Raw genomic sequence first — 5,626 nt, forward strand, 5'->3', positions numbered from 1 at the left:
ATCGCGGGACGCCCCCATGACATATTCATAACTTTGGTCGAAAAAGAAATCGTCCAGATAATCACCTGTGCTGATCTTGCGCACTGGGAAAGGATCAGGGTTCTTGAACTGGCCTTCGATGCGGAAATCATGGCCAAGCCCGGATTGCGGGGGATTTGCGCCGTAAAATACTTCCCAAATCTCGGGCACATCCTTCAGTGCCAAAACAAAGCTTTCCCGCGGAGGGGCCTGGTAGACGGCAGAGACGCGGCTGGGCAGGCCCTTCTTGCTTTTGACCTCGATGACCTTTGCGACGGAAAGGTCTTCGGTGGACAACACAGTCAGGCTGTTGGGCAGGTAGTTCGCCACGGCCACCCATTTGCCATCGCCGGACATGGCGATGTTGCGGCTGTTCAGGCCGGCACGCACACGGCCCACCTGTTTCAGTGCCCAAATGTCGTATTTCTGCACCCACCCGTCGCGGGACATGATGAACACATACCGCCCATCCGGGCTGAACTTGGGTCCGCCATGCACGGCGAAGGGGGTTTCGAACCGGTCCAGAACCTCGAACGTGTCGCCGTCCAGAACGCTGACATGGTGATCACCGGTTTCCACCACCAGCGTGATGTTCATCGGGTCGCTGTCCCAGACGGGCGCATCCACCGGCACATATTCCTCGTCCATCGTCCGGCTGGCCAATATCTGGGCCTCGCCCCATTCGGGGTCGGATTCCAACGGCGATTTCAACCAACCGGCCAGCTCTTCGATTTGCAGAGCATCCAGCTCGTGCGAGAAGGCCGGCATTTGTGTCGCCGCGCGCCCTTCAGCAATTACCGCAGCAACCCGGGGCCCCCGCATGCGTTTGAGCGTTTCAGGGATCAGCGCGGGGCCAACACCGCCCAGACGGTTCTCGCCATGGCAGGATGCACAATGCTCCGCATAGTCCGAAGGCGCGTCGGCCCAGGCGACACCCGCGCCCAGGATCGAGCATAATGCCCCGATCTTCATCTTTTCAAAAATACTCCCGCCGGAGGCTCCCGCACGCGCCCCAGGCGCAGCGGTTGAAAGCCTCGCACTTACGGTGTCAAAAGAACTGATGCGCCGGATCATGGCTTTTCCCCCGAAACGGTGTGACCTGAAGGCGTTCCCCTGCTTCATCCACACCGATTTCCTGGTTGGACAGGTAACAGGCAGGATCCTCGGCCCATGGATCACCGGTCAATTGCAAGGCGCGGATGCGGGTATTGCCGCCGCACACGTCCTTGAGTTCGCAGGCTCCGCAGCGCCCCTTCAGCGGGCGCGGACGGGTACGGAGCATGGCAAGCATCGGATCATCGCTGGTCCAGAGTTCGGAAAAGGATTTGGTCTTTACGTTGCCCACCGTGTAGCCGGACCAGTAAGTGTCCGGATGGACCCGGCCGAGATTGTCGATATTGGCGACGCCCAAACCACTAGAGTTTCCGCCCCACGCGGCCAGGTGCGCACGCACATGTGCAGCCTTTTCGGCGTCGAAATGCGTGCGAATCCAGTTCAGGAAATATCCGGCATCAGCGTCATTGTTCCCGGTCACGATATCCAGCGGACGACCGCCCGATGCGGCTTCCCAGGCGCGTTCCAGCAACAGATCCAGGCCTTTGCGCGTGCGCTGATGCGCGGCGTCTTCGCCCCGGTTCTTGTCGCCGCGCCCCGCATAAACAAGATGCGACAGGTAAAACTTGTCGACACCTTCATCATCACAAAGGCTCAGCAAGTCAGGCAAGTGATGTTGCGTGCCTTCGGTCAGGCAGAACCGCAGGCCAACCTTGATGCCGCGCTTTTTGCATTCGCGCACGCCGCGCAAGGCGTCCGCAAAAGCGCCCTCGACGCCGCGAAACCAGTCATTCGTCGCTCCGATCCCGTCCAGCGAGATGCCGACATAGTTGAAGCCCACATCCGCTATCATATCGGCGGTTTCGTCATGGATCCGGGTTCCGTTGGTCGACAAGGCCAGCATTGGCACCAGATCACGGGCGCGTTTTGCAATGTCGAAGAAATCGAACCGATCCAGCGGTTCCCCACCCGAGAGGATCAGGGCCGGGACGCGAAACTGGCCCAGATCCTCAAGGGTTACCATGGCTTGCTCATGGCTGAGCTCACCCGGGAACGCGACATCCGCCGAGACGGTGTAGCAATGGCGGCACTTCAGGTTGCAGCGCCGCGTCAGATTCCAGATCACAACCGGCTTTACCGGGCCGGGGCGCCGTTTGCGCACCGGAGTCGGCTTGACCAGCTGATGCATGTATTCGGTCAGGCGGAACATGTTTCAGCCTTTCTGTTTCAGGCGCAGCCCGGTTTTTTTCAGGATGCGCGTGGAATAGAGGATGTCGCTGCCCCGGCAGGCCGATCCCAGAATTGCGGCGATCTGGCCGCGTTTGTCTTCGACCTCATCGCGCGAGCTGCCGTGGACCATGGCGAACAGGTTGTAGGGCCAGTCGGGCAGGGCGCGGGGCCGTTCATAGCAATGGGTGACGAAAGGCAGTGCCCCGATTTGAGCACCCAGTTCGGTGATCAGGTCATCCTGCACGTTCCAGACGGTCATGCCGTTCGACGTCATACCCAGCTTGTAATGATTGGGGGCCGCGGCGATCCGCCGGATGACCCCGCGCGCCTTCAGCGCGGCCAGCCGGTCCAGCAGGGTGGCCTCGGTCAGGCCCAGGTCGGCGGCGACCTGCGCATAGGGCGCAGCCACCAGGGGCAGTCCGCCCTGGAGCGACTCGATAATCTGTCTGTCTGTTGCGTTGATCATGCCGCCACCCGGAAGCCGATGAAAAATTCCTGAAGTTTGGGGAAACGGAGAACACGGATCCCCGTTTCCCATTCGATGGCATCGGCGGTGGCCTCGATCCCCTCGGGTGTTTCGGTGGCCAGCACGAACCACATGTTCAGCCGGTGCGTGCGTTCATAGTTATGTGCCACCTCGGGATGCGCATTGACTTTTGTCAGGACAGTTTCGAAATCTTCGTCAGGAACGGCCATTGCACAAAGGCAGAAAGCCCCACCTATGGCCGCGGCGTCGAAAAACGGACCGAAGCGCGTGATGGTGCGATCATCTTTCATACGGCTCAGACGCGTCAGCAATTCCGCCTCGGACAGGCCAAGCTCTTCGGCGACGGTTGCGTAAGGGCGCGAAGTAAGCGGCAGATCCTCTTGCATACGATTCAGGATCGCGCGATCCGTTTGGTCCAGCGTCATGCGGCGACCTCCTTTGCCTGAATCAGCGCACCGGTCTGTTTGAAACAGCGGGTTGAGAAAAGAACCTTGTTCTGTGCTCCGGCCAATTCGGGCAATGCAATCGCACCGGCCAGAACATCCAAAGCCTCATTGCGTGTGCGGGCGTGGATCATGGAATACAGGCGATATGGCCAGACATCGGGAACCGGATTACGCTCATAGCACAGGGTCACCCCCGGGTAGGCGGCCAAAGCCGGACCGGCGGTTTCAATCTGTTCTGCCGGCAGGTCCCAGACCACCATCGCATTGGCCGACCAGCCAAGCGCCCGGTGACGCACAATGACTCCGAGCCGCGAGATTATTCCGGCGGCATGCAGGGCTTCGACCCGCTCCATCACGTCTGTCACATCCCGTTTCAGCGAACGAGCCATCGCGGCATAGGGTTCTGAGACCAAAGACAGCCCGGAACTCAGAGACTGTAGCAGGCAACGATCGCCTTCGCGCATGACGGATGCATCGACCTTTCGCGCAGTGGGCACGTTTTTGGCCCCGCCAGTCATGCGAAAACCAAGATCCACGTTGAAAGGGCGCACCAGCCGCAGGTCCAGCACCTGCAATCCGGTGGATCGACTGATCCGCGCCAGGGTATCGTTGACATGCGCGCGATCCGGCCCGGTCGCAACAAACCACAGGTTCCACGCGTCTTCGCGTTGATAATTGTGATTCACCCCGGGTTCGGCATCGATCAGGGCGGCGACCTCCTCCAACCGATCTTCCGGAGCCGCCACGGCAGCCAGGGTGCTGGCCGTCACCGCGCCGGGTGTGATGGTGGCGCCAACCCGTGTAATACGGCCTGTGGCGCGCATCCGGGACAAGCGATGAATGACTTCGGCTTCGTCCAGCCCGAGTGCGTCACCCAGCATCTGGAACGGTCTCTGTGTGATCGGGAAATCGCGCTGAAATTCGTCCAGCAGGCGGCGGTCGATCGGGTCCGTGATATGTCGCATCGGTTACAGCCCTGTTCTGTGCGCACGGGCGGTAAAGAAGATGCCGGACGGGCTGTCCGCGTCGATCTCGCGCAGTTTTTCAAAACTGTGCGTGTCGTAGACCATGACCTTGTTGGCATCGCGCACGCTGATCCAGACCTCATGCCCGCGCGGCGTGAACTCCATGTGCAATACCGCCGGGCCGGGCTTGAATTCGTGGATGATCTGTTTGCTGACACTGTCGATCACCTGAATAGTGTCATTCAGCGGGTGGGCGAAATTTACCCAGACCTGCCGTCCATCGGGGCGGGCCATGGCAAAGACCGGTTGCCCGTGGGTTTTGGTCCGTCCCGTTTCGGTCAGAGTGTCGGCGTCGATCCACAGAACCTCGTGATGGCCGACAGCGGGCAAAACGAACTCGCGGCCCGTCAGCGCCCAGCCTTCCAGATGAGGCATCTTGTAGACCGGCATTTCTTCCTGCCCACGCCCGTAATCGGGCAGAACCCGGATCGGTTCGGGTGTATCGGCCCACAGATCCAGCGCGGTCAGACCGTCCTCGCCAAACAGACCGGTGATATAGGTGCGGCCATTGGCAGTAATCAGCGCGTCATAGGGGTTCTTGCCCATGTCCGGGATCTTGGTGATCTCTGGTGTGCCTGTTGCGAAATCGGCAATCCAGGTTTCCCCAGTGTCCCACATCGTGAAAACGAACCGCCGACCGGGCGCATCGACCAGACCGATGGTTTTGCTGTCGGTCGGGATGTCAGCGACCATCTCAAGCGTGTCTGCATCGAATACGCGCACGCCACCGGGTTCATAATTCGATACGGCCACAAGCTTGCCATCGTCCGAAATCGCCCCGCCGATGGCGTTGCCGGCCTGCACGACGCGGTTCACGATCTGGCGGGTCACGATGTCGATCTTGGTCAGCCCGCCGTCGCGGCCAAACACATAGGCAAACCGTTCATCGGGCGAATAGACCAAAGACGCATGCGACAGATCACCCAATCCCTCGATCCGGGCCAGAGCTGCGCGGTCGGATTGATCCACAAGAAGCACCGAGCCCTTGGCGCGTTCGATGACCAGACCAAGGTCTCCTGTCGCGGTCGGTTCAGCCTGCGCTGTGGTCATCATCAATGTGGCTGCAAGGCCAAGAATGAAGTATTTCATTGTGCCTCCTGTTCCAGCAGATAACGGGCGATCCATTCGGCCTCTTCTTCACTGATCAGAGGCCGCCACGGGGGCATCGCGGTGTCGGGGATGCCGTCAAGGATGACGCTGGTCAAAACATCCGCGTCGTAGTGTTCAAGTGTCTCACTGCGCAGATCGGGACCAAGACCGCCCTTCAGGGACAGGCCGTGACAGGACCCGCAATCCTGATGCACAAGTCTTTTCAGGGTATCGGGATCGATGACATCCGCCGCAAAAGCAGAGGTCGCGGCCAGAAC

The 5,626-nt window shown here is 60.3% G+C and carries 7 protein-coding genes; all 7 read right to left on the reverse strand.

What is annotated here, in order from left to right:
* The coding region (locus AC2FNN_RS20905; RefSeq protein WP_496760366.1) for a cytochrome D1 domain-containing protein at positions 1-990 on the reverse strand (990 nt) is incomplete at its 3' end.
* A 76-nt stretch (positions 991-1,066) separates the two neighbouring features.
* Positions 1,067-2,281, reverse strand: coding sequence for a heme d1 biosynthesis radical SAM protein NirJ (nirJ, locus tag AC2FNN_RS20910; RefSeq protein WP_496760368.1), 1,215 nt, complete (start codon positions 2,279-2,281; stop codon positions 1,067-1,069).
* 3 nt (positions 2,282-2,284) lie between these two features.
* On the reverse strand, positions 2,285-2,767 hold the full coding sequence (gene ahbB, locus AC2FNN_RS20915; protein ID WP_496760370.1) for a siroheme decarboxylase subunit beta: 483 nt from the start codon (positions 2,765-2,767) through the stop codon (positions 2,285-2,287).
* The gene (locus AC2FNN_RS20920; RefSeq protein ID WP_496760372.1) at positions 2,764-3,213 is read right to left on the reverse strand and encodes an Lrp/AsnC family transcriptional regulator; all 450 of its coding nucleotides are present in this window, start codon (positions 3,211-3,213) and stop codon (positions 2,764-2,766) included. The genes ahbB (AC2FNN_RS20915) and AC2FNN_RS20920 overlap by 4 nt, the downstream gene beginning before the upstream one ends.
* On the reverse strand, positions 3,210-4,199 hold the full coding sequence (gene ahbB / locus AC2FNN_RS20925) for a siroheme decarboxylase subunit beta (protein ID WP_496760374.1): 990 nt from the start codon (positions 4,197-4,199) through the stop codon (positions 3,210-3,212). Before ahbB (AC2FNN_RS20925) ends, AC2FNN_RS20920 begins: the two co-directional genes overlap by 4 nt.
* Before the next feature lie 3 nt (positions 4,200-4,202).
* On the reverse strand, positions 4,203-5,348 hold the full coding sequence (locus tag AC2FNN_RS20930) for a cytochrome D1 domain-containing protein (RefSeq protein WP_496760376.1): 1,146 nt from the start codon (positions 5,346-5,348) through the stop codon (positions 4,203-4,205).
* A partial coding sequence (locus AC2FNN_RS20935) for a c-type cytochrome (protein ID WP_496760378.1) occupies positions 5,345-5,626 on the reverse strand: 282 nt, incomplete at its 5' end. The genes AC2FNN_RS20930 and AC2FNN_RS20935, both read right to left, overlap by 4 nt.

It is taken from the genome of Ruegeria sp. BHSA118, assembly GCF_059613405.1.